The following is a 24,056-nucleotide window of genomic DNA, read 5'->3' as shown; positions in this document are numbered from 1 at the left end:
CCAGGAGCCCGACACTATGAAACGTATGTTTACTGCCGGGTTCCTGACCCTTCTTCTTGACCAGCTGTCCAAGCAATATGTCGTGGAATGGCTGAACCTGAAGACCCTTGGCGTGATGGAAGTTTTTCCACCCTATCTGAATTTTCACATGGCTTATAACACCGGCATTAATTTTGGCCTGCTCAGCACATCCCGCTGGCTGCTGATTGCGCTTGCCCTGGTGATTTCCGCTTGGGTTGCCTGGTGGGTGCGCAGTGAAGGTGACAAAAGATGGATGCAGATTTCCGGCGGCATCCTGATTGGCGGGGCTTTGGGCAATGTGATTGACCGGGTGATCTATGGCGCGGTGCTGGATTTTCTAAACATGTCCTGCTGCGGCTGGGAAAACCCCTATTCCTTTAACGTCGCAGACATTGCTATTTTCATTGGTGCATTCGGGCTGATTCTGTTTTCTGGCGAAAAGAAAACCGCCTGAATTCGCCAGTATTTGCCGACATTGCATAAGACCAGGTGACGCGCAGCGGATCGCAGGGTATAGAACGATAAAGACGCAGGAGATTTCAATGCAGACCACATTCGTCAAGACCGCCACAATTCTGGCTTTGCTGATGCTGCCTGCTGCCTGTGGTGGCGGACGCGGCGAAGGCCCGAACCTGATGACCCTGACGAAAACTGGATCTGGTCCGGATGAATTTGCGGTTCTGCCGACGCTGCCTCTGGAAACACCTCAGGATTACGCGACCCTGCCAACCCCAACCCCGGGCGGTACCAATGTCACGGATCCCAATCCTGTTGCGGATGCGGTTGTTGCATTAGGCGGCAGCACATCCGCCCTGACTGAAAACGGTACGGTCGGCGCCGATGGTGCCCTGCTTGCACATGCATCACGTTTTGGGTTCTCACCTGATATTCGTGCGGTCACCGCTGCGGAAGATCTGGAATTTCGCGGCAACAACCGTGGCCGTGTTCTGGAACGTGCGTTTAACGTGAATGTCTACTTCCGCAAATACCGCCGTCAGGCCCTGAACCAATACGATGAATTGCAACGTTTGCGTAATGCTGGCATCCGCACATCTGCGGCCCCTGTCACATCTTCGGCGGAGTAACGCGCAATTGAAGGCGCAGGCCTTGCCTCTCAGGGCCGCGTGACTACTTTCGTTTATGAACGTCACATGAGGCCTTTATGCTGAACCGGATTTTGAAGACCCTGGCTTTTGCCACAATTCTTCCCCTGCCCGCAGTTGCGGAAACCACCACCAATTTCACCCTTGAGAACGGCATGGAAATTGTCGTGATTGAAGATCACCGCGCCCCCGTTGTTGTGCAAATGGTCTGGTATAAGGTTGGCGCGGCTGATGAACCTGCGGGCAAATCCGGCATTGCACATTTTCTGGAACATCTGCTGTTTCGCGGCACCGACAATCTGGCCCCGGGCGAGTTTTCCGAAACTGTGGCTGCCAATGGCGGTTCTGACAATGCCTTTACCAGCTGGGATTACACCGCCTATCACCAACGTGTGGCTGCGGACCGTCTGGATCTGATGATGCAGATGGAAGCAGATCGCATGCGCAATCTGAAGATCACCGAAGCAGACATGCTGGTGGAACGTGATGTGGTTCTTGAGGAACGCAATCAACGCACAGATAGCGATCCTGCCGCTTTGTTTGGCGAACAGCGTCGCGCAGCCCAATATCTGAACCATCCCTACGGTGTACCCGTTATTGGTTGGCGTCATGAAGTTGGGGCTTTGGGTGCGCAGGATGCACTTGATTTTTATCAGACATATTACGCCCCGAATAACGCAATCCTGATTGTCGCCGGCGATGTCGACCCGGATGATGTTTTGGCCATGGCAAAAGAACACTATGGCCCGCTTGCCCCAACCGAAGGGCTGACCGAACGTCTGCGCCCGCAGGAACCGCCGCAATTGTCGGAACGCCGACTGACATTGGAAGATCCACGCATCGGCCAAAGCTATGTGATGCGTAGCTATCTTGCACCGGAACGTGACCCGGGGGACCAGAAAACAGCCGCTGCCCTAACCATGTTGGCAGAGCTTTTGGGTGGCAGCCCCACCACATCCTATATGGCAAAACGCCTGCAATTTGATGACCCCGTCGCGGTTTACACATCGGCCTGGTACAATGGCATGTCCTATGACGACACCACGTTTGGCATGGTGGTTGTGCCTGTCCCCGGCGTATCCTTGGACGATGCCGAAGCCGCGATGGACCGTGTTCTTGACGAATTCATTGAAGCCGGAATTGATGCCGATCACTTTGCACGCATCAAGATGCAAAGCCGCGCCGCGCAGATTTATGCGGATGACAATGTGGCGTCTCTCGCACGGCGATATGGTCAGGCCCTGACAAGCGGGCTGACCCTTGATGATGTTGAAGCCTGGCCCGATCTTTTGCAATCCGTCACCGCTGAGGACGTTTTACAAGCTGCCCGCGACGTTCTTGACCGCAACCGCGCAGTCACCGGCCGCCTGATTAAACCGGAGATCGCACAATGATCCGTCTGTTGACCGCCGCCGCCGCATTCATCCTGCTTGCACTGCCCATACGGGCGGAAGTTGAAATTCAGGAAGTGACATCCCCCGGAGGGATCAAAGCCTGGCTTGTTGAAGAACATTCGATCCCTTTCACCGCTTTGGAAGTGTCCTTTAAAGGGGGGGCAAGTCTTGAAGCCACAGACAAACGTGGGGCGACGAACCTGATGATGGCCTTGCTGGAAGAAGGCACGGGCGATCTTGATTCCCGCGCGTTTTCAGCGGCCCGCGAAGCGCTGGCACTTGAAACTGGGTTTGACGCCAGTGACGATAGCGTTTCAGTTTCAGCGCGCTTTCTGACGGAAAATCGCGATGATGCCATTGCATTGCTGCGCGGTGCTGTGATTGCGCCCAACTTTGATCAGCAGGCTGTGGATCGTGTGCGCGGTCAGGTTCTGTCCAACCTGCGTTCCGATGATCAGGATCCAGGGGAACTGGCATCACGTCGGTTTGATGAACTGGCCTTCCCAGGCCATCCTTATGCCACGTCACGGGATGGCACGGCCGAAACCGTCAACGCCTTGACCCGCGATGATCTGTTTACCGCGAAAGATGCCGCCATGGCGCTGGATCGTGTATATGTTGGCGCTGTGGGTGACATTACCGCCGAAGAACTTGGCCTGCTGCTGGACAGGCTTTTGGGTGACCTGCCCGCAACCGGCGCCCCTATGCCGGATCATGTGGAATTTGCAGCGGCGGGCGGCACCGAAGTTGTGCCTTTTGATACGCCGCAATCCGTAGCGATCTTTGGGCATGCTGGCATTCAGCGCGACGATGATGATTTTTTCGCAGCCTTTGTCATGAACCGTATTCTGGGGGCCGGGGGCTTTGCGTCGCGCCTAACGGAAGAGGTGCGTGAAAAACGTGGCCTGACATATGGAATCGGCACATATCTGGTTGCCAAAGATCACGGAGAGATGGTTCTGGGGCAGTTTGCGTCGTCCAATGAACGCATTGCAGAAGCTATTGAGGTTGTGCAAGCAGAATGGGCGCGTATGGCAGAGAACGGTGTTACGGCAAAAGAACTGGAGGATGCGGTGACGTATCTGACGGGTGCATATCCCCTGCGTTTCGATGGCAATGGGCCCATCGCCAATATCCTTGTGGGGATGCAGATGCAGGGGCTTGGCCTTGATTATATTGCAACCCGTAACGATAGAATTCGTGCCGTAACGCAAGATGATATCGCCCGGGTCGCTGCTGAACTTCTTGATCCCGAAGCGCTTTTGTTTGTGATCGCAGGACAGCCGGAAGGGTTATAAAACTCCTGTGGATTAACCACGGTTTCACCTGGTCGAATCGCAGATGTTCATGCTATGTTTTGTGGCATGTCTGTATCCGACCCCAATATAAGCCGTGAAACGCCGGTGATCCGCCAGCTTGATGACGCCGCAATCAACCGTATTGCAGCGGGCGAAGTCGTGGAACGTCCGGCCAGTGCCGTGAAAGAACTGGTCGAAAACGCCATTGACGCGGGTGCCACGCGTATTGATGTGGCGATTGCAGATGGCGGCAAAACCCTGATCCGCGTCACGGATAATGGCTGCGGCATTGCTCCGGATCAGCTGCCACTTGCCCTGTCGCGCCATGCCACCAGCAAAATTGATGGATCTGACCTGCTGAACATCCATTCCTTTGGGTTCCGAGGCGAAGCCCTGCCGTCCCTTGGTGCCGTTGGGAAACTAACAATCACATCCCGCGCACAGGGCCATGACGCCGCAACAATCCGCGTCACGGGCAGTGCCACGGATCCGGTGAAACCCGCGGCCCTGAACCAGGGCACAGTGGTTGAATTGCGTGATCTGTTTTATGCGACACCTGCACGGTTGAAATTCATGCGCACCGACCGCGCAGAAAGCCAGGCAATTGGTGATGTGATCAAACGTCTTGCCATGGCGGAACCCTGGATCGGTTTTACCCTGCGCGATGTGTCGGGTGGTGGCGAAGGTCGTGTGACCTTTCGTGCAGATGCTGCCAGCGGTGATTTATTTGAGGCCCTGCACACCCGTCTGACCAAAGTGATGGGCCCGGAATTTACGTCAAATGCCTTGAAGATCGACGCAGAACGCGAAGGCATCACCCTGACAGGATATGCCGCCCTGCCAACCTATTCACGGGGTGCAGCTGTCGCGCAATTCCTGTTCGTGAATGGCCGTCCAGTGCGGGATAAACTGCTGACCGGGGCCCTGCGCGGTGCCTATGCCGATTTCCTGTCACGTGACCGGCATCCTGCCGCTGCGTTGTTTCTGGAATGCGAACCAGACCGCGTGGACGTTAACGTGCATCCCGCAAAATCTGAGGTACGCTTTCGTGAACCCGGTGTTGCGCGCAGCCTGATTGTGACCGCCGTGCGCGCTGCGTTGACCGGGGCCGGACATCGGGCCTCGACCACTGTTGCTGCCGAAACCCTGTCCGCTATGCGTCCGGAAATGACGGACCAACCCCGCGTCTATCAGATGGATCGTCGCAGCGGTTATGCCGCGCCTTACACACCGTCGGTGCAAGCCCGCGATGCAGCCTATGCCGCGCAGGCCCCGCTGATGGATGCCCCAGGTTTTGCAGAGGCGTCCATGCCTTCCGCCCGGTTTGAACCCGTCGCTGAACAGCCGCAACTGGATGCTCTTCCGCTTGGGGCAGCCCGGGCGCAGGTGCATGAGAATTACATCATCGCCCAGACAGAAACAGGCATGGTGATCGTGGATCAGCACGCGGCACATGAACGCTTGGTCTATGAGAAACTGAAACATCAAATGGCGGAAAAAGGCGTGGCGTCGCAGGCCTTGCTGATCCCTGAAATTGTGGAACTATCTGATGGGGATGCCGCCGCTTTGCTTGCGCATGCAGAGAACCTTGCACGCCTTGGTTTGGTAATCGAAGCCTTCGGTCCCGGCACCATCGCAGTGCGTGAAACCCCTGCGATCCTTGGCGAAATCAACGCCGAAAACATGCTGCGTGATGTGCTGGATGAACTTTCCGATCTGGGCGAAAGTCAGCTGGTGCAGGAAAAACTGGAAGCGATCCTGTCGCGCGTGGCCTGTCATGGATCTATCCGATCCGGCCGACGCATGCGCGCAGAAGAAATGAATGCATTGCTGCGCGAAATGGAAGCGACCCCCCATTCCGGGCAATGCAACCACGGCCGTCCCACCTATGTGGAACTGAAGTTGTCAGATATTGAAAGATTGTTCGGACGCACATGATTACCATCGGCGACACCACCTATTCCATCACTGATCCCGCGGTCTTTGGCACACTTCTTTTGTTGCTGGTCGTTGTTCTGCTCTTTGTCATGCTGAAACGCGCCGGACGTGCCGGGGATGTCAGCGAACAACTGGCACGCCAAATGATGCAAATGAATGAAGACATGCGCATGCTGGGCAGCAATCAACAGCACCTTGGTGGGCAATTGCAATCGGTGTCTGACGCCCAGGCCAACGCGCAGACCCAGGTGATCCAGCGCATGGAAACCCGTCTTGCGACCGTGCAACAACAGATGGCGGATCGCCTGGCGGAAAACGCCCTGAAATCGGCAAATTCCATGTCTGAAATGCAGGAACGGGTGAAGGAAACCCTACATGGATCATCCAAACAAACCACCGCTTCTCTGACGCAATTGCAGGAACGTCTTGCGACGATCGATAAAGCGCAAAGCAATATCGAGAAACTGTCTGGTGACGTGCTGGGCCTGCAGGATATTCTGTCAAACAAGCAAACGCGCGGGGCGTTTGGGGAAATTCAGCTGAATGACATCGTTGCCAAGGCCCTGCCGTCAGACGCATATGAATTTCAGGCCACCCTGTCCAATGGCAAACGCGCCGATTGTCTGATCCACCTGCCGAATCCACCCGGCCCGATTGTGATCGATGCGAAATTTCCGCTGGAAAGCTACGAAGCCCTGGTCGCAGCCGAAACCAAAGAAGACGCCGCGCGTGCACTTGCTGGTCTGCGCACGGCGGTCAAAGCGCATATCAAAGCCATCAGCGAAAAATACCTGATCGACGGGGAAACGGCAGATGGTGCCCTGATGTTCCTGCCGTCCGAAGCCGTCTATGCCGAATTGCACGCCCGCCTGCCTGAAGTTGTGCGCGAAGGCTTTGCCGCGCGGGTCTGGATCGTGTCCCCGACCACCTGCATGGCCACCCTGAACACCATGCGTGCGGTTCTGAAAGACGCCCGCATGCGCGAACAGGCCGGTGCTATTCGTAAGACGTTGGGCATGTTGCATCGCGATGTGGAACTGGTGGTGGAACGTGTGGGCAAACTGAACACGCATTTCGGCCAGGCACGCGACGATCTGGAAAAGATCAATACCGCCGCAGAACGGGCTGGCAAACGCGCCGCAAAGCTGGATAACTTCGATTTTGAAGAACTGGCACCCGATGCCCAGGAAACGCCTGTTCCCCTGCCGCAGGATTAACGCAAAAGGGCGACCCGCAGGCCGCCCTTTCGATAAACTGAAATCAGATCAGTTGAATTTGTAGACCAGAGACACACCAAAGGTGTTGCTGGTGCTTTTCTGACCCGCAGCCGGATCTGTGTGGTAATCTGTACGAACGCTTGTGCGCAGGGACAGCGGGCCGGACAGGGACACATTCACGCCCAGATCGTTGGACACCAGTGTATCTGCAGAAGAAGACAGAACATCCGTGTCGTTGGTCACGGTTACGTTGTCATTCAGGCTCCAGTACATGCGGGAACCGATCAGGCCTGCGGCCTCTTCTTCTTTTACGCCAGCTTGCGTACGGGTCAGGCGATAGCCAGGGCCCGCCTGCACACGCCAGTTGAAGGTGTCGCTGTCGATAACGCGGTAACCAAGACCAACGCCGACAAATGCATCTTCTTCAAATGCGCCAAATTCATCCTTGGCATAACGCAATTTGCCAAAGCCATAGAACCGGTCATTGAAATAGCGGCTGGCGTCATATGCGCCCAGGAAAGTGTTTGCAGTCTTTGCACCTTCGCTTTCGCTGTAGTTCTGGCTCAGAGTGAAATCATGATCCCAGTTTGCGGTGCCGTAGCCAAAACGTGCACCAATGCCTACGTCAAGCGTGTCGCTGTTCCCGCTTGTTGCGTTTGCAGAAGCAGACACAGACCCGCGCCAGCCAAGAGGGCGGCGGTTGTTGCTGAAACGGTTTGCATCGCGCGAACGATCATAGTCGTCACGGATATCTGTCTCGATTTGTTTTACGGCATCATTTGCCGCATCAGACGTGATCTGCACGCCGGTTTCCTGTGCAACTGCGGCGGAACCACCTGCGATTACCAGCGCCAGAGCGCCTGCGATTTTTGTGATCTGATGTGTCATCATTACTAACTTTCACTGTTTCTTCAGGGACGCCTAAACGGGTGGCGACGCCTCGTGCTGATACAGATGAAGATCTTCCATCCTGTACTGCAGGGGAAGCAGATGGGCGTTTTCCCCTACACCGGACTTTCGCGCAGACTTCCGCCATCGCATTGGGAAAATGGGTTATTATCCGCCGATCACGTCTGTAGAGATCACTTTTCGCACAGTTATTCTGGAATTCGAAAATGGAATGCCTATGCAGCCAGAAGAAGGCCTTCGTGGCGGCGCAGATCTTGGCGCGCGGTTGGACCATAGGATGCGAAATCAGTCCGCAATGCGGGAAACAGAGTGAACAGCTCTTCTCGGCAATCAGCCGAGATCACATCAAGCCCAGCACCGCCAGGGTAAAAACTTTCACTGCGCATGCCAGATGTTTCGACGATTTGATGGGCGTCAAACATCATGTGGTAATAAGTGACATCAGACATGTTCCGGCATTGATGTATTGACCGGCCTTTCAGAAACTTTGCCGCAGACAGAACCTGGGACTGACCGAACAACATATTGCAATCAGGATTTTGCATCAGGATCCTGTGTGAGGGGGACACCCAGATATCGCATGTCGGATTGTTCAGACCAAACTGATGGGCTGGGATGCAGATCGGGGCCAGATGTGACAGGCCCGGGTCTGATAAATCCGCCTTGCGCCCTGCAATCCAGCGGATTGGCTGCGGTCCGTTGTCCACCGTCAGAACAAGATCCCCTGTCTTCAATGTTTCTATAGGGCGGGGGCCACTGATGGTATCAACCAACGTCCCTTTGGTGAAACAAGGCATGCCGCCGGGCGTGGGCGGTGTTGTAGTGACATAACCATCCGTCGGGTTGCCACTCAGGGAACTCCCTGCACCGGCAGTGCCGATCACGGTACTTGTGCCCGTTGCGGTGCCGGGTGGGGTGACGGCAGTCACAACGCCACCTTCGGTGAAGGAATTGAACTGCAGCACCGTTCCATTTTGAACCAGCGCGACGGCCCCGAAACGATGTAACCCGTTAAATGGAACAAAAGAGCCTGATGGAACAGCTGATACGTTATCAATGATGTAGATATCTTTGCCGTTCACCGTATTAACGGGCGCGCCAAAACCGCTCACGCTTCGCAGCGTGCCGGAAGGGTTGTAGATTTCAAGTTCCAGGCCAGAAACAGACGTGCCTGCGTCAACAAAGACTTCTACAAAATCTTCGTTTCCACTCCCGGTGTACTTGATTTCAGAGATGAATGGATCTGCCATTCCTCTGGTGTCCTGTACTGTATTTTACTGCTTCGTTTTTTTATTAACGAATAGTAAATCACATTTGCGGGCACAATTAAACCTTAGGGTGATTAAATCACGAAATTCATTCCAAAAGACATGAAAAAACCCGCTGTTTCCAGCGGGTTTTCTATTTCGCGCTAATCTGAAAGCTTATTCAGCAGCAATTGCCTGAGCTTTTTCAACTTTCACCGCTGAGAATTTAAACTCCGGGATTTTACCATATGGGTCAATCGCTGGGTTGGTCAGCACATTTGCCGCTGCTTCTACGTAGGCGAAAGGCACGAACACCATGTCTTCTGCAACGGCGCGGTCAGCGCGGGCCATGATTTCAATGGAACCCCGACGCGTGGACAGGCGCACCATTTCACCGGCCTCAACACCCAAACGACGCAGGGTTTTGGGGTGCAGGGAACAGTTTGCTTCTGGTTCAACCGCATCCAAAACCAGTGAACGACGGGTCATAGACCCCGTATGCCAATGTTCCAGCTGGCGACCTGTTGTCATGATCATCGGGAAATCTGCATCAGGTGCTTCATCCGGTGCAATCACGGCGGCAGGGGTGAACTTCGCACGGCCATCTGGGCGTGGGAAGCCATCGCCAAACACCACTGCCTGACCAGGATCGGTCGGAGACAGGGATGGATAACCAACCGTGCCATGTTCCAGACGTTCCCAAGTGATGTTGTTCAGGGATTTCATGTTCAGCTTCATCTCAGCGAAAATCTCGCTTGGATGTGTGTAGGTCCAGCCAAGGCCCAAACGCTGTGCCAATTCCGTGGTGATCGCCCAATCTTCGCGCGCTTCACCCGGGGGGGCAACAGCGGGGCGTACCATTTGCACCTGACGGTTGGTATTGGAAACTGTCCCTGTCTTTTCATACAACGCAGAAGCCGGCAAAATCACATCCGCATAGTTCGCGGTTTCGGTCAGGAAGATATCCTGCACAACCATCAGATCAAGCTTTGCAAATGCATCACGGGCGTGTTCTGCATCCGGGTCAGACATGGCCGGGTTTTCACCCTGGATATACATGCCTTTGATATTGCCCGCATAAACCTGATCGACGATCTCGGTGACGGTCAGGCCTTTTTCATTGCTGAAATCATCTGATCCCCAGACACTGGTGAAATCATCACGGATCTGATCGTCGGTCACAGTCTGGTAATCCGGCAGGAACATCGGGATCAGGCCCGCGTCAGACGCACCCTGTACGTTGTTCTGACCACGCAACGGATGCAGGCCGGAACCAGGGCGACCAACTTGACCACACATCAATGCAAGGCTGATGAGACAGCGCGAGTTATCGGTGCCGTGAATGTGCTGGGACACGCCCATACCCCAGAAGATCAGCGCAGATTTTGCACCGGCATAAATACGGGCAACTTCACGGATGGTTTCTGGGTCAATGCCGGAAATCGCTTCCATCTTCTCGGGGCTGAAATCGGCCAGATGGGCTTTTTCCGCTTCCCAGTTTTCGGTGTAGGTTTCGATATACTGTTGATCGTACAGTTTTTCTTCGACAATCACATGCATGATTGAGTTCAAAAGCGCGACATCTGCACCCGGACGGAATTGCAGCATGTGAGAGGCAAATTTGCGCATCCCAACACCACGTGGATCCATCACGATCAGCTTGCCACCGCGTTTGGTGAACTGTTTGAAATAGGTCGCCGCAACCGGGTGGTTTTCGATTGGGTTACAGCCGATGGTGATTGCCACGTCGGCATTTTCGATCTCGTTAAAGGTCGCGGTCACCGCACCGGAACCGACGTTTTCGATCAACGCCGCCACAGAAGACGCGTGACACAGACGTGTACAATGATCGACGTTATTGTGCTTGAAACCCTGACGGATCAGCTTTTGGAACAGGTAAGCTTCCTCGTTGGTGCATTTCGCAGAACCAAAGCCCGCAATCGCACGGCCCCCATGGGCCTGGGCCAGGTTCGCCATGCCGCCAGCGGCCTTTTCCATGGCTTCTTCCCACGTCGCCTCGCGGAAGTGGGTCATCAGATTGCCGGGATCGACGTTCAGGCCCTTTGCAGGCGCATCATCGCGACGGATCAGTGGTTTGGTCAGACGGTGATCATGGTGGATATAGTCGAAACCAAAGCGGCCTTTGACACAAAGACGACCTTCATTTGCCGGGCCATTGATGCCTTCGACGGATTTCACTTTGCCATCTTTTACTTTCAGCGACACGAGGCAGCCAACACCACAGAATGGGCAGACGCTTTCGGTTTCTGAATCGTAATCTTTGCTGTCACCCACCTGGGCTTCATCCAGCAGTGCGGCTGGCATCAATGCACCGGTTGGGCAGGCCTGCACACATTCGCCACAGGCCACACAGGAAGACGCGCCCATGTCATCAGCAACGTCAAACACAGGGTAAGCATCGTGACCACGGCCAGCCATGCCAATCACGTCGTTAACTTGAACTTCGCGACAGGCACGCACGCAAAGGTTACAGGAAATACAGGCGTCGAGATTCACGTTCATCGCAACATGACTGTCATCAAGCAGCGGAATGCGACCTTCTTCCAGCTTGGGAAAGCGGCTTTCGGAAATCTCGTTCAGATCCGCCATATCCCAGAGGTGGCTGGATTTGTCGCGGGCTTCTTCACGATCCGGTTGATCGGTGACCAGCATTTCCAGAACCATCTTACGTGCCGCTGTTGCGCGCGCATTGTCGGTGGTAACAACCATGCCCTCAGAAGGTTCGCGAATACAGGAGGCCGCCAGTGTGCGTTCGCCTTCGATATCCACCATGCAAGCACGACAATTGCCATCCGGACGATAGCCGGGGGCCGGTTTGTGGCACAGATGCGGGATCACAAGACCGCGGCCATTGGCCACTTCCCAGATGGTTTCGCCGGGGTTCGCTTCGACCTGCTGGCCGTCCAGGGTAAATTTGATCTTATCGGACATGCTGGCTCTCTTTCCTGTAGTTCCCGCGATTTTACCCGAAAAAGCGCAATCATCCAAACCCCCATAGCGCCACTTATAAGCACAAATGCGTCAGTGGTTATACATCGCGCGACAGAAGGTCCCCTGCGCACCATTGGCAAGGCAGGGATTCTTCACTAGACATCGACAGAATCGCAAAGGAGGGGCTTATGGCTTTGCAACTATATTTCGCCCCCGGCACAATTGCCGGTGCATCTGTTCTTGCGCTGCTGGAAAGCGGGCTGGAGGTGGCGTTTCTGCCTGTCAACTTTGGTACGGCAGAACAGCAAAGCGAATCATACTTGAAGGTCAACCCAAAGGGCCGCGTTCCCGCGCTGATCACAGATTTTGGTGTGCTGACAGAAACCGGCGCGATCCTTGAATATATCGCCCGTCTTGCGCCTGATGCGGGGCTTATTCCAAATGCTCCAGACGCTGCCGCACGCATGCATGAAATGATGTATTACTTGGCCTCTACCATGCATGTGAACCACGCCCATAAACTGCGCGGACACCGCTGGGCGGACCAGGAAATATCGCACAAGGACATGACGGCAAAAGTGCCTGAAACCATGGCTGCATCCTGTGCCTGGGTTGAGGAACAATTGTCAGGCGAATTCGTCTGTGGCGATGCCCTGAGCCTTGCCGATCTTTATCTGTTTACCATCTGCACCTGGCTGAAAGGCGATGGCGTGGATATCACCAACTATCCGAAATTAAATGCACATTTCACCCGTATCGCTGGGCGTGAAAGCGTGCAGACAGCACTGAAGCAGGGCCTCCTGCCGGAGATTAGAATATGACAACACATCTGTGGGTCCGCGCGGAGCAGCGCGAAAATGAAGAACGTGTAGGCATCACCCCAGAAGGTGTTGCCGCCCTGATCAAATCAGGCATCCGGGTGACGGTTGAAGAAAGTTCTGTCCGCGCGATTGGACTGGATGGTTACCGCGATGCAGGCGCTGAAATTGCGGCGGAAAATTCATGGCCGCAGGCCCCGACAGACGCAATCATTTTCGGCCTGAAAGAGCTGCCCGAAGATGGCACCGCTTTGCCCCATCGCCACATCATGTTTGGCCATGCTTATAAAGGTCAGTTCTCTGGTCGCGCCCTGCTGGAACGCTTTAAGGCTGGCGGTGGAACCCTCTACGATCTTGAATATTTGGTTGATGAAACCGGCCGTCGTGTGGCTGCATTTGGCTATTGGGCGGGCTTCGCTGGTGCCGCCGTGTCCCTGAAATCTTGGATTGCCCAGAAACAGGGCAAAATCTGCGGATCAGTTGGCGTTTACAAAAACAAAGACGCGCTGGTGGCTGAGCTGAAATCTGAAATCACGGCGCTAAACACCACAGCCCCTTCCGCGATCATCATCGGTGCGCTTGGCCGGGTTGGCACAGGCGCGGGCGATCTGCTGGAAACGATGGGATCAAAGGTCACCCGTTGGGATATGGCGGAAACCGCAAGCGGCGGACCTTTCCCGGAAATCTTGGACCATGACCTGTTCATCAACTGCATTTTGGCCCGCCCCGGCACACCCGTATTTGTGCCCGTCAGCGCCAAAGATGCAGACCGAAAATTGACCGTTATCGGTGACGTCGCCTGTGATCCGGACAGTGATTACAACCCTGTGCCGGTCTATGACCAAGCCACCACCTGGGACGCACCCGCCCTGCGCGTGCATGAAAACCCAGTGCTGGATGTCACCGCGATCGACAACCTGCCGTCCATGCTGCCGCGTGAATCCAGCGAGGATTTCGCGGAACAACTTTTGCCGTCTCTGCTGACCCTGACTGATCTGACGTCAGGTGTTTGGGGCCGGGCGGCTGCCGATTTTAATGAACACACGCAAGACATCTGAGAGGATCCTGCAATGACTATTCACTGGTGTGGCACTGGCCTGTCCGCAATTCCCGGCCTGCGCCGTTTGATCGAAAACGGGCGCGAGGTTTGCGTCTGGAACCGAACCACTGAGAAAGCCCGCGAAGCCGTGGGCGATCTGACCGACAACATTCGCGCCTTTGATATGGATGCGCTGAACGACGCTGTGCAACCGGGCGATCTTGTGGTGTCTATGTTGCCGGGCGACCTGCATGTTCCAGTTGCTAAGATCTGCCTGGAAAACAAAGCGCATTTCGCCTCTTCAAGCTATATCGCACCTGAGATGAAAGCCCTTGATGGCGCGTTCAAAGATGCCGGTCTTTGTAGCATAAATGAAGTCGGCCTTGATCCCGGCATTGACCACTTGATGGCCCATTGGCTGGTTGCGGATTACCGCGCCTCTGAAGCCTATGACGCCGACAATGAACTGACCTTCATTTCCTATTGCGGCGGCATCCCAAAGGTTGCCAATGATTTCCGCTATAAGTTCAGCTGGTCCCCGCTGGGCGTGCTGAAAGCTTTGCGCTCTCCCTCCAAATCCATGAAGGATTTCAAAGAATTTGACGTAGAGCGCCCCTGGGATGCGATCACATCATACGAGGCCCCGCTGCAAACTGCGGAAAGCTTTGAGGTTTACCCAAACCGCGATTCCCTGCCGTTTATTCAGGATTACCAGTTTGACGCGGATTGGAAGGTCAAAACCTTTGTGCGCGGCACCCTGCGCCTGAACGGTTGGGCTGACGCCTGGTCTGATGTGTTCCGCGAAGTTGAGACATTGGAAGGTGCCGCAGGTGATGCACGCCTGAAAGAAATGTCAGACGGTTTCTGGAACGACAACGCCTATGACGAAGGCGAAGCGGACCGCGTTGTCATGTGTGTGGCGCTGCAGGCGGAAAAAGCGGGCGAAAGCGTTTATCACAAAACCTATGTCATGGATGGCTGGGGTGATGCGCGCGGCACCGCCATGGCGCGCCTGGTGTCTGTGCCGCTTTCCATGGCAATTGATGCGGTTCTTGACGGTGAAATTGAACCAGGCGTCAGCCCTGCACCACATCAGCCAGAGCTGATTGATCGCATGATGACCGAGGTTGGCAAACTTGCCCAACACGTCACTGTTGTTGATCACGTCTAAGAAATTCGCGCTGTCCTATAATTGGGGCAGCGCTTTACGCCCGGTCGTAACCTTTTGATAGCATTCGATTTCGGGATACGTCCGCGGCCAATGATGCCGCGCGCAGGTCATTGAACAGTTTGATCCGTCGTGTCCCACGGCAACCGCAAATGCCCCAATCAAACACAACAGACCATTCCCCGAAGAGATTGCTTTCAATCGCGATCCGGTAAAATCTGGGCCCGCCTTTTAACGAGGGCGCCCGCTGTAAGAAACACACTGCCATGTCGGCGATTCTATCCAGGGTGATTCGCAAGCGCAAGCCAGTGATAAAACCTAGGCAGGTTCACCCCCAGCTAACATCCCCGAGAAAGATATAACCCGCGCCATAGATCGTCTTAATCAGGCGGGGATTTTTTGGATCTTCGCCCAATTTTGTGCGCAGCCGTGAAATACGCACATCCATCGCCCGATCAAAACTTTCACCCGCTGCCCCGCCCAGATTTTCCTGCATTTGCGCGCGTGAAATCAGGCGTTTAGGGCTTTCCAGAAACAGGCGCAAAACCTCGCCCTCGGCATGGGAAAACGGCGTTTCTTTGCCCTCTGTATCCACCAGAACATAACGTTCAAATTGTGCTTCCCAGCCTTCAAACCGGGCGATGGATACGCTTTTGCCGGCCTCTTTCCCACTGCGCAGACGGGCGCGGACACGCGCGACAACTTCGGCCGGATCAAAGGGCTTAATAATATAATCATCAGCCCCCAATTCCAGCCCGGTCACCCGATCCTGCACCTGGGCGCGACCGGAAATAATGATTATCGCAGCACCACTTTCCAGTGCCAACCGATGAACAAGCGCCAGGCCGTCCTTATCTGGCAAACCAAGATCGACAAGGCAGACATCGGGCGCCGTGCGTGCAAGCGCGGCTTCGAATTCAGTCGCACGACCAAAGCTAGCAGTGCGAAACCCGGCATCCTGCAACGCATCGGACAACATGGTGCGGATTTCTGGTTCATCATCGAGAATAGCGATCATTGGGGCAGGCTGGTTCATGTGGCGTCTTTCCCTTTGTGGTTCATGCGCAGAAACCCGGAAAGTTCCTGCACGTTGAAGGGTTTACGGATAAGTGGATAACGGCTTTCGCCATCTTGTCGGGTGGCGTCACCGGCAGGCAGAGATGTCATCAGATGACCAGGTGCGCCAACGCCAGAAGCCGCCAGGTGATCCAGCATTTCAACACCAGTTCTGGCACTTCCGGCCAGAGAGATATCAGACAGGATCAGATCAACGCCAGAAACCTGCGCAAGCGTTTCGCCTTCTTCCGCGCTGCTGGCTTCAATAACTGTGTGCCCCAGATCCATCAGCATTTCGCGTACAGAACACCGGATATCATCGCTGTCTTCCACCAGAAGAACAAGGCCTGGCTTCATGTCCCCGGCAGCGGGTCGCAGGGGCAAACGCAGGGTAATCCGTGCCCCGTTTTCGGTATTTTTCAGATAGATCTGGCCACCTGCGGATCGGGTCATGTCGTAAACCATGGACAGGCCCAGACCGGAACCTTCTTCGCCTTTGGTGGTGAAGAACGGATCTAGTGCACGTTCCAAAGCTTCATCGGAAAAACCCGGGCCTGTGTCTTCAACCGACACATCCAACCAGGTGTCGCGGACCGTGGCGGTGGTGACCGTGATTTTCCCGGGTGTATCGCCAATCGCGTGGCCGGCGTTCAACAGCAGGTTCAGAAGACTGTCCTGCAAAAAACCCGCGTCCAGCATAAGTGCACCACCGACATCACAGCGATAAATTTCAAGCTTTATGTGATCCGGCAAAGTCGGGCGGGCCAGCAGACGGATATCATTCAAAAACGCCGAAAGATCTGTCGCCACCAGCTTAACTTCGCGATGCCCAGACATCTGTGCAATCCGGTCCAGAATACGTCCACCACGCCGCACAGTTGCCTGTGTAGCCGCAATCAGTTCCTGTCCATCTTCTCGTAATTCCATCCGCGCGAGCCGCGATTGCAGACCCAGAATAATAGTCAGAAGATTGGCGAAATCATGGGCCAAGCCAGATGTCAGTTGCGCCGCAAGTTCCCGTTTGTGCGTTTGGGCAAGCGCTGCGCGGGCCTGGCTTTCTTCTGTGACATCGGTGGTCAGAATATATACGCCGTCGATTTCGCCGCCCCGGTCATCCGGAGTGAATGCCGTTCGGATACGGCGAGAGCTATCTTCATCCGTAAATTCAAACGCGCTGGCCTTGCCACGAAAAGCTTTTTCAAGCTGCGGGCCGATATGTTTCCACGCACTGTCACCCAAAGTATCATCGATGCGTGCACCCAAGATATCACTGGCGCGACCCGGCATGACAGTTCCCAACTGACGGTTGGAAAACGTATATAGATAGTCCGTATCCACATGGGCAATATGGGCGGGCATCATTTCGGTGGTGGTCCGTGTGCGGGCTTCCATCTCGGTCAGTTGGTGTTTCGTTTCTTCCAACCGGGTGATTGTTGCTTCCAGTTCGCGATTGGTTTTGGACAATTTTTCCGCATGATCCAGCAGCTGATCTGACAGAACCTCAGACCGGGCGCGCAGCAGTTCTTCCTGTTTTCGCGTGCTGGTAATATCGGTGTAAACTGTTACCCATCCGCCTTGTGGCAATGGGTTGCCTTCCACCGCAATGGTTCGACCATCTGGACGTGTGCGTTCAAGATAATGCGCTTCAAACGCCCGCGCCTGATCCACCCGTATTTTTAGTGCGGAATCGATATCGTCGATTTCACCATATTCGCCACGTTCCAGCAATAGACGGATCGTGTCTTCAAAAGTCGCGCCTGGGGTGACATATTTTTCAGGCAAATCAAACATTTCCTGAAACCGGCGATTGGAAACTGCCAGCCGCAGGTCGCCATCATAGATCGAAATTGCCTGCGCGATCAGGTTCAGGCCGGCCTGTGTCAGATCAGCAGTTTTGATCACTTTCCCGGCCATAAGATCCCTCTAACTTAACTTCCAGTTTTCCGGCATCACCGGATACAGCGCCTCAACAGCCGCGGTGGCAATGACATGCGCAGTGCCATTGCCCGGGTCATCGACATTCTGTCCGCCCTTAACAGCGGTGACCGTTGCTTTGCCACGCGGCAAAATAGCCGCAACAGCAGCACAGTCCACTTTTTCCGGTTCAGAAACCCCAACCGTGACCCGTACTTCCATCTGCGCACTATCAAGATCAAGTGACTGAAAAATGCTGAGGGTTGAATGGCGAAACGCATCTTCTACGGCACGTTTCGCAGCTTTTGTGTAATCCATACCGTACAGGTCATTGCCCATACCCATCTCAAGAATCAGTCGTTTCATTGAACCGGCTCCATATCGAATGACACCACCACAGCGGCGTTGGCGATGACGGTTTTTCCACCATCAGGTTTTGCAATATCCAGCCCCCCATGCACCGCAGTGAACGTATGCGTCCCATAGGGAAGCACATCTTTCAGCGCGTTCAAGTCCACTTTTTCGGGTTCCTGCACGGCAACTTCCACATCAACAAGCATGGCTTCTTTGGGAAAGCCAAAGGCCTGTGCCATCGTCAGGGAATTATGCCAAAGCGCATCTTTTAAGGCACTTACCGCAGCCTTTGTATAGTCTTCCCGGCGCAGGGACGTGCCCATCCCAAACTCCACCGCTACCCTTTGCTTCGCCATGGCATCCTCCTGTGTTGTCCAACTGTTAGACATATTTCCCCAGGATCACAAACCCCGTGGTTTCCCGGTATGACTTGTTACAATTTGTTAGGATTGGGAAAAACTGGGGAAAACTTTAGCGCAGAGTTTCTTTGTCAGGGAAAACACGCGAAGCTTTCGGCAGGGAATCATCCAGCCGTTGTTATGAGCTGTGTTGCAGACGCCATTTGCGCGTCAGGGAGGAAAAGAACTTGTCTATGTCGACCGCCCATCTGGGGAAAGTTGCAAAGCCCGAGAAATCCGTTCTCGAGCAGGCAAAATTCGCTGAGCTGAACTCTGTGCCCGCGCTTCTGGCCCGCAACGCACGTGAATTCAAAAATGCTCCGGCGTATCGTGAAAAAGAATATGGCATCTGGCAAAGCTGGACCTGGGAAGACGCTGCGGAGGAAATCGAAGCGCTTGCCCTTGGTCTGCTGAACTTGGGTGTAAACGAAGGTGATTATATCGCCGTGATCGGGCGCAACCGCCCGTATCTGTATTGGTCCATGGTTGCCGCTCAGATGGTCGGCGCGATTCCAGTGCCGCTGTATCAGGACGCTAACGCCGAAGAGATGGCTTATGTTCTGGGCCATTGCGGTGCGCGTTTTGTCATCGCCGGCGATCAGGAACAGGTGGATAAAGTGATCGAAGTGCAGGAAGACCTGCACCAGTTCGAACATATGATCTATCTCGATCCCCGTGGCATGCGTAAATACGATCACTCGCGCCTGCATGAATACGAACATGTTCAGATTCAGGGGCGCGCTGCGTTTGATGAATTCGAAAAAGAACTGAAGCGTCGCGTGGAAGCTGCCACATGGGATACCACCTGTGTGATGCTGTACACATCCGGCACCACGGGCAAGCCTAAGGGTGTTGTGCTATCAAACCGCAACATCGTGGTCACCGCGCAGAATTCATCTGACTTTGATCACCTTAAGCGTGATGAAGAAATCCTAGCGTATCTGCCGATGGCCTGGGTGGGTGATTTCATCTTTTCCATGGGGCAGGCGATGTGGACGGGTTTCTGTGTGAACTGTCCGGAAAGCCCGGAAACCATGATGACCGATCTGCGTGAAATCGGCCCATCTTATTACTTTGCGCCCCCGCGCATCTTTGAAACCCAACTGACCCAAGTCATGATCCGCATGGAAGATGCCAGCAACTTCAAACGGAAGCTGTTCCATTACTTCATGAACCACGCGAAAAAAGTCGGCCCCGCGATGCTGGATGGCGAAAGCGTTGGTCTGATGGACAAGCTGAAATATGCGGTCGGCGAGGTCACAACATATGGCCCGCTGAAATCTGCGCTTGGCTTTTCCAAAGTACGCGTGGGCTACACCGCGGGCGAAGCGATTGGTCCTGAGATTTTCGAATTCTACCGTTCACTGGGCATCAACCTGAAACAACTTTACGGTCAGACCGAAGCAGGCGTGTTCATCACCCAGCAACCGGATGGTCAGGTGCGCAACGATACTGTTGGTGTGCCTTCCCCTGGCGTTGAGGTTAAAATCGGTGACAATGGCGAGGTCTTCTATCGTTCGCCGGGCACTTTTGTAGAATATTACAAAAACCCTGAAAGCACCGCAGATACCAAAGACCCTGAAGGCTGGGTTGCAACCGGTGATGCGGGCTTCTTTGAAGAGGACACGGGGCATCTGCGTATCATTGACCGGGCGAAAGATGTTGGGAAAATGTCGGATGGTCGTTTGTTTGCGCCTAAATACGTTGAAAACAAGCTGAAATTCTTCCCTGACATCCTTGAGGCCGTGGTCTTTGGTGATGGGCGTGACACGTGTACTGCTTTCATCAACATCGACCTGACCGCCGTGGGCAACTGGGCAGAGCGCAACAACATTGCCTATGCATCTTACCAGGAACTTGCAGGACATCCTGAGGTTTACGGTTCAATCCAGAGCCATATCGCCGAGGTGAACAAATCTGTTGCCCAGGATCCAATGTTGTCTGGCTGTCAGATCCACCGCTTTCTGATCTTACACAAGGAACTGGATGCGGATGACGGTGAAATGACACGGACACGTAAGGTGCGCCGTAAGATCGTGGCCGAGAAGTTCCATGATCTGATCACAGCGCTTTATGATGGCTCAACCGAAGTCTCGACCGTGACCGAAGTGACCTATGAAGATGGTCGCAAGGGTTCGATTTCCGCCACGCTGGAACTGCGCGATGTCGAAGTTCAAGCCAATCAGAAAATGGCTGCGGAATGATGGAAATTCAAAACATGTGCTGCGTTGCCGCAGTGGAAGCCTCCGGCGGGAGTATTTCCGGAAAGATGAAGGAGTGGGCGCTGTGAACACAAGCGTAGAACCTTACACCACAGAAGACGGTCGCGAGATCGGCGGTGTGGTTATGGAAATGAAAAACATCACCCTGCGGTTTGGCGGTGTGGTGGCGATCAAAAACATTTCGTTTGATATCCGTCAGGGCGAAATTCGCGCGATCATCGGGCCAAACGGTGCAGGTAAATCCTCCATGTTAAACGTGATTTCGGGTTTCTATACGCCTTCCGAAGGTCAGGTCTGGTATCAGGGCGCGCCGCGTCCTTTGATGAAACCGTTTGAAATTGCCCGTCAGGGCGTTGCACGGACTTTCCAGAACATCGCGCTTTTTGAAGGCATGAGCACGTTGGACAACATCATGACTGGTCGACTGACCCACATGAAATCCTCGTTGTTAAGCCAGGGGCTTTGGTGGGGGAAAGCCCAACGTGAAGAAGCCGAGCATCGTGAAGTTGTTGAGAAAGTGATCGATTTTCTGGAGATCCAGAACATCCGCAAAACACCGGTGGGCCGTTTGCCCTATGGTTTAAAAAAGCGTGTCGAACTTGCACGTGCTTTGGCGGCGGAACCCAAAATCCTGCTGTTGGACGAACCGATGGCCGGCATGAACGTTGAAGAAAAAGAGGACATGAGCCGCTTTATCTTGGATGTGAATGATGAATTTGGCACCACCATCGCCCTAATTGAACACGATATGGGCGTTGTGATGGATCTGTCTGACCGCGTGGTTGTGATGGATTACGGCAAGAAAATCGGGGACGGCACACCGGATGAGGTGCGCAACAACCAGGATGTGATCGACGCCTATCTCGGCGTGGCGCATTAAGGGGGAAACGACATGGAATTTCTGAAAAGCATACTGATCACCCCCTTTGTCGACATGGTTGCGGCCCCTGATTTTCTGATGCAGGTGCTGTGGGAGGGCCTCGTTTCTGGTGTTCTCTACTCACTGATCGCACTGGGTTTTGTTCTTATTTTCCGGTCATCCCGGATCTTCAACTTTGCCCAAGGCATCATGGTGGTGTTCGCCGCTCTGACGTTGGTGGGCTTCCACGCGATGGGCATTCCGGCCTGGATTTCGGTGATCTTCACCCTTGGCGTTATGGCGCTTTTGGCGATCACCATTGAACGTGTTGTTCTGCGCCCACTGGTGGGCCAGCCTGACATTATTCTGTTCATGGCAACCATCGGGATCACCCTGTTCCTGATTGGTGGGGGTGAGTTGATCTTTGGTGGTGAAACCAAACGCATGATCACAGAAGACCTTGGTATTCCAACAGGTTCTGTTGATTTTGAACCCTTCGGTGGCCTGCTGATCCTTGAACAAAAAGACATCACAGCGGTTCTTGGCGCGGTTGCCCTGGTGATTGCCTTGCTGTTGTTCCTCAACAAAACCCGCATGGGCCGCGCCATTCGTGCACTGGGGGATGATCACCAGGCGGCGCTGTCTGTCGGGATTTCCCTGCGCACTGTTTGGGTGATGGTTTGGTTCATCGCCGGTGTGATCGCCTTGATGACGGGTATCGTTTGGGGCGCACGTGCGGGTGTAAGTTTCGCACTGGAAGTTATCGCATACAAAGCCCTTCCCGTTCTGATGCTGGGCGGCCTTGAATCCATCACTGGTGCGATTGTCGGCGGCCTTGCGATTGGCTTGCTTGAGAAGCTGTTTGAAATCTATTGGGGTCAGCCATTGCTGGGCGGCGGTACCGAAACTTGGTTCGCATTTGTCCTAGCTCTGATTGTGCTTCTGTTCCGTCCACAAGGCCTGTTTGGCGAAAAAATCATCGAAAGGGTCTGAGAACATGTTTTACAATACCGCTGGCCAGTTCAAGACGTCTTACAAAAAAGACCAATCCCTCTTTCCGGTTAAACAGGATGCAATCCTGCTGGGTGTGATCCTGCTGTGTGCATGGGTTCTGTTCCCGATGACCGCGTCAGAATTCACCTTCAAAACCATGCTTATGCCGGTTTTGTGTTACTCACTTGCAGCACTTGGGCTGAATGTTCTGACAGGTTTTGCCGGTCAACTTTCACTGGGAACGGCTGCTTTCATGGGGGTTGGTGCATTTGCGTGTTACAAGCTGATCACCATCTTCCCGGGCATGAATATCGTTGTCGCAATCCTGCTGTCCGGTGTGTTTTCATCCATGGTAGGTGTGGCGTTCGGCCTGCCGAGCCTGCGCATCAAAGGGTTCTATCTGGCGATTGCTACCCTCGCTGCGCAGTTCTTCTTGGTCTGGTTGTTTGAAAAATGGGAATGGCTGTCAAACCACAACCCATCCGGCGCGATTGAGGTTCCGAATATCGATATGTTCGGCATCACAGTTGCCGGTCCAAACGCAGCCCCTGTGACGCAATATTACCTGATCCTTGCGATCGTCACCTTGATCACCATCGTGACCATCAACCTGACACGGGGCAACCAAGGCCGGATCTGGAAAGCCACGCGCGACATGGACATTGCAGCCGAATTGATCGGGATCAACCTGCTGAAATCCAAGCTGACCGCCTTTGCTGTTTCCAGCTACATCGTCGGTGTTGCAGGTGCGTTGTTTGTCTTCCTGAACCTTGGGGCTGCTGAACCGAACTTCTTTGACATCCCATTGTCATTTAAGATTCTGTTTATCGCGATCATCGGTGGTCTTGGGTCTGTAATGGGCAACTTCATGGGCGCGATCTTGATTGTCGCTTTGCCGGTTGTGATCAAGTTCCTGCCAGATGCAATGGGCCTTGAAATCAACCCCGCAACCGTTGAGCATCTGAACATCATGACTGTTGGTGCGTTGATCATCTTTTTCCTGATCATCGAACCACACGGACTGGCACGTCTCTGGCAGCTGATCCGTGAAAAACTGATTATCTGGCCATTCCCGCACTAAGCGGGGGTGACCCAACAAGACCAATAAGAAGACCACTACAACAGAAGTAATCCAAATCTTTGGGAGGAGAATGAA

At 54.2% G+C, this 24,056-nt stretch carries 21 protein-coding genes; 13 read left to right on the top strand and 8 right to left on the bottom strand.

All coding sequences use genetic code 11. From position 1 onward, the window contains the following. The first annotated feature begins 16 nt into the window (after positions 1–16). The 6 genes from lspA to ACPGUT_RS07960 all read left to right on the top strand — a co-directional run bounded on the left by lspA (position 17) and on the right by ACPGUT_RS07960 (position 6,971). Positions 17–475, top strand: coding sequence for a signal peptidase II (gene lspA, locus ACPGUT_RS07985; RefSeq protein WP_423990141.1), 459 nt, complete (start codon positions 17–19; stop codon positions 473–475). 88 nt (positions 476–563) lie between these two features. Beyond that, a complete protein-coding gene (locus tag ACPGUT_RS07980) occupies positions 564–1,106 on the top strand; it encodes a DUF3035 domain-containing protein (RefSeq protein WP_423990139.1) in 543 nt (180 codons plus the stop codon). A gap of 77 nt (positions 1,107–1,183) precedes the next feature. Further along, entirely contained in the window at positions 1,184–2,518 is a 1,335-nt protein-coding gene (locus ACPGUT_RS07975; RefSeq protein ID WP_423990137.1) for a M16 family metallopeptidase, read from the top strand. Next, complete coding sequence (locus ACPGUT_RS07970; RefSeq protein ID WP_423990135.1) at positions 2,515–3,816, top strand: M16 family metallopeptidase; 1,302 nt, start codon at positions 2,515–2,517, stop codon at positions 3,814–3,816. The genes ACPGUT_RS07975 and ACPGUT_RS07970 overlap by 4 nt, the downstream gene beginning before the upstream one ends. 66 nt (positions 3,817–3,882) lie before the next feature. Next, a complete protein-coding gene (gene mutL / locus ACPGUT_RS07965; protein ID WP_423990133.1) occupies positions 3,883–5,754 on the top strand; it encodes a DNA mismatch repair endonuclease MutL in 1,872 nt (623 codons plus the stop codon). Further along, positions 5,751–6,971: a DNA recombination protein RmuC gene (locus tag ACPGUT_RS07960; RefSeq protein ID WP_423990131.1), complete on the top strand. Its 1,221-nt coding sequence runs from the start codon at positions 5,751–5,753 to the stop codon at positions 6,969–6,971. The genes mutL and ACPGUT_RS07960 overlap by 4 nt, the downstream gene beginning before the upstream one ends. 48 nt (positions 6,972–7,019) lie before the next feature. On the opposite strand, the gene ACPGUT_RS07955 is transcribed toward ACPGUT_RS07960, so the two are convergent. From ACPGUT_RS07955 to fdhF, 3 genes are all read right to left on the bottom strand, one after another. Further along, a complete protein-coding gene (locus tag ACPGUT_RS07955) occupies positions 7,020–7,859 on the bottom strand; it encodes a DUF481 domain-containing protein (RefSeq protein ID WP_423990129.1) in 840 nt (279 codons plus the stop codon). 236 nt (positions 7,860–8,095) lie between these two features. After that, complete coding sequence (locus tag ACPGUT_RS07950; protein ID WP_423990127.1) at positions 8,096–9,130, bottom strand: Hint domain-containing protein; 1,035 nt, start codon at positions 9,128–9,130, stop codon at positions 8,096–8,098. 174 nt (positions 9,131–9,304) lie between these two features. Continuing rightward, positions 9,305–12,079 carry a formate dehydrogenase subunit alpha gene (fdhF, locus tag ACPGUT_RS07945; protein WP_423990125.1) on the bottom strand — a complete coding sequence of 925 codons (2,775 nt, stop codon included), beginning with the start codon at positions 12,077–12,079 and terminating at the stop codon, positions 9,305–9,307. Positions 12,080–12,273: 194 nt separating this feature from the next. Between fdhF and ACPGUT_RS07940 the strand changes: the two genes are divergently transcribed. The 3 genes from ACPGUT_RS07940 to ACPGUT_RS07930 are packed head-to-tail and all read left to right on the top strand — an operon-like array spanning position 12,274 to position 15,107. Continuing rightward, a complete protein-coding gene (locus ACPGUT_RS07940) occupies positions 12,274–12,900 on the top strand; it encodes a glutathione S-transferase family protein (protein ID WP_423990165.1) in 627 nt (208 codons plus the stop codon). Beyond that, positions 12,897–13,955: a saccharopine dehydrogenase gene (locus tag ACPGUT_RS07935; protein WP_423990123.1), complete on the top strand. Its 1,059-nt coding sequence runs from the start codon at positions 12,897–12,899 to the stop codon at positions 13,953–13,955. The genes ACPGUT_RS07940 and ACPGUT_RS07935 overlap by 4 nt, the downstream gene beginning before the upstream one ends. A gap of 12 nt (positions 13,956–13,967) precedes the next feature. Continuing rightward, a complete protein-coding gene (locus tag ACPGUT_RS07930) occupies positions 13,968–15,107 on the top strand; it encodes a saccharopine dehydrogenase family protein (protein WP_423990121.1) in 1,140 nt (379 codons plus the stop codon). A gap of 34 nt (positions 15,108–15,141) precedes the next feature. Here ACPGUT_RS07930 and ACPGUT_RS07925 read toward each other — a convergent pair whose 3' ends face one another. Genes ACPGUT_RS07925 through ACPGUT_RS07905 form a run of 5 tightly spaced genes read right to left on the bottom strand, consistent with a single transcriptional unit; the run spans position 15,142 to position 18,784 of the window. Next, positions 15,142–15,372 carry a WGR domain-containing protein gene (locus ACPGUT_RS07925; protein WP_423990119.1) on the bottom strand — a complete coding sequence of 77 codons (231 nt, stop codon included), beginning with the start codon at positions 15,370–15,372 and terminating at the stop codon, positions 15,142–15,144. A gap of 60 nt (positions 15,373–15,432) precedes the next feature. Then, positions 15,433–16,140 carry a response regulator transcription factor gene (locus ACPGUT_RS07920; protein ID WP_423990117.1) on the bottom strand — a complete coding sequence of 236 codons (708 nt, stop codon included), beginning with the start codon at positions 16,138–16,140 and terminating at the stop codon, positions 15,433–15,435. After that, positions 16,137–18,074 (bottom strand): PAS-domain containing protein, encoded by a 1,938-nt coding sequence (locus ACPGUT_RS07915; RefSeq protein ID WP_423990115.1) that lies wholly within the window; start codon positions 18,072–18,074, stop codon positions 16,137–16,139. The genes ACPGUT_RS07920 and ACPGUT_RS07915 overlap by 4 nt, the downstream gene beginning before the upstream one ends. A gap of 9 nt (positions 18,075–18,083) precedes the next feature. Next, positions 18,084–18,440, bottom strand: coding sequence for a Lin0512 family protein (locus ACPGUT_RS07910; RefSeq protein WP_423990113.1), 357 nt, complete (start codon positions 18,438–18,440; stop codon positions 18,084–18,086). Further along, on the bottom strand, positions 18,437–18,784 hold the full coding sequence (locus tag ACPGUT_RS07905; protein ID WP_423990111.1) for a Lin0512 family protein: 348 nt from the start codon (positions 18,782–18,784) through the stop codon (positions 18,437–18,439). The genes ACPGUT_RS07910 and ACPGUT_RS07905 overlap by 4 nt, the downstream gene beginning before the upstream one ends. A 236-nt stretch (positions 18,785–19,020) precedes the next feature. Here ACPGUT_RS07905 and ACPGUT_RS07900 point away from each other — a divergent pair, with 236 nt between their 5' ends. The 4 genes from ACPGUT_RS07900 to ACPGUT_RS07885 all read left to right on the top strand — a co-directional run bounded on the left by ACPGUT_RS07900 (position 19,021) and on the right by ACPGUT_RS07885 (position 23,981). After that, positions 19,021–21,030, top strand: coding sequence for an AMP-binding protein (locus ACPGUT_RS07900; RefSeq protein ID WP_423990163.1), 2,010 nt, complete (start codon positions 19,021–19,023; stop codon positions 21,028–21,030). 142 nt (positions 21,031–21,172) lie between these two features. Then, positions 21,173–21,928 carry an ABC transporter ATP-binding protein gene (locus ACPGUT_RS07895; protein ID WP_423990161.1) on the top strand — a complete coding sequence of 252 codons (756 nt, stop codon included), beginning with the start codon at positions 21,173–21,175 and terminating at the stop codon, positions 21,926–21,928. A 12-nt stretch (positions 21,929–21,940) separates the two neighbouring features. After that, on the top strand, positions 21,941–22,900 hold the full coding sequence (locus tag ACPGUT_RS07890) for a branched-chain amino acid ABC transporter permease (RefSeq protein WP_423990109.1): 960 nt from the start codon (positions 21,941–21,943) through the stop codon (positions 22,898–22,900). Positions 22,901–22,904: 4 nt separating this feature from the next. Then, entirely contained in the window at positions 22,905–23,981 is a 1,077-nt protein-coding gene (locus ACPGUT_RS07885) for a branched-chain amino acid ABC transporter permease (protein WP_423990107.1), read from the top strand. Positions 23,982–24,056 lie beyond the last annotated feature (75 nt).

Source organism: Halocynthiibacter sp., assembly GCF_049608145.1.
GTDB lineage: Bacteria > Pseudomonadota > Alphaproteobacteria > Rhodobacterales > Rhodobacteraceae > Halocynthiibacter.
The sequence above is the reverse complement of the archived record's forward strand: the minus strand, read 5'-3'. Positions and strand labels throughout refer to the sequence as shown.